The sequence below is a fragment of the Streptomyces vastus genome, from assembly GCF_039532825.1.
Lineage (GTDB): Bacteria > Actinomycetota > Actinomycetes > Streptomycetales > Streptomycetaceae > Streptomyces > Streptomyces vastus.
Genome location: NZ_BAAASJ010000058.1, coordinates 1 through 929, shown reverse-complemented (window position 1 = coordinate 929; position 929 = coordinate 1). Strand labels below are relative to the sequence as shown.

Annotated in this window: 1 protein-coding gene; it reads right to left on the bottom strand. The window is 68.4% G+C overall.

Annotated features, from left to right (window positions below; all coding sequences use genetic code 11):
- A partial coding sequence (locus tag ABD357_RS24330; RefSeq protein WP_486389229.1) for an alpha-amylase family protein occupies nt 1–929 on the bottom strand: 929 nt, incomplete at both ends.

The following is a 929-nucleotide window of genomic DNA, read 5'->3' as shown; positions in this document are numbered from 1 at the left end:
TCCTGGTCCGCCTGGTGGAAGTGGAGATCCCGCAGCTGGCGCAGGGCCGGGCTGTGCCGCCGGATCTCGTTGAGCCGGGTGATGAGGGGGGAGATGCTACGGCCCTCCCGCTCGGCGGACTCCCAGTCGCGCGGGCGGAGTTGGTACTTCTCGGAGTTGAGGTATTCTTCGCTGCCCTCCCGCACCGGGGTGTTCTCGCACAGCTCGAACCCGCTGTAGATGCCCCAGGTCGGCGACAGGGTGGCGGCCAGCACCGCCCGCACCTCGAACGCGGGCCGCCCGCCGTGCTGCAGGTAGGCGTGCAGGATGTCCGGGGTGTTGGCGAAGAAGTTCGGCCGCATATAACTGGCCGCCTCGCCGGACAGCTCGGTGAGGTAGTCGGTCAGCTCCTGCTTGCTGGTGCGCCAGGTGAAGTAGGTGTAGGACTGCTGGAAGCCGATCTGGGCCAGGGTGTGCATCATCGCCGGCCGGGTGAACGCCTCCGCCAGGAAGATCACATCCGGGTCGGTGCGGTTGATGTCCGCGATCACCCGCTCCCAGAAGACGACCGGCTTGGTGTGCGGATTGTCCACCCTGAAGATCCGTACCCCGTGGTCCGTCCAGAACCGCAGCACCCGCAGCGTCTCGGCGATCAGGCCGTCCATGTCGGCGTCGAAGGCGATGGGGTAGATGTCCTGGTACTTCTTCGGCGGGTTCTCCGCGTAGGCGATGGTGCCGTCCGGGCGGTGGTGGAACCACTGGGGGTGTTTGGCCACCCAGGGGTGGTCCGGGGAGCACTGCAGCGCGAAGTCCAGCGCGATCTCCAGTCCCAGCTCGCCGGCCTTCGCCACGAAGGCGTCGAAGTCCTCCAGGGTGCCCAGGTCCGGGTGGATCGCGTCGTGGCCGCCGGCCGGGGAGCCGATCGCCCACGGCACGCCCACGTCGTGCGG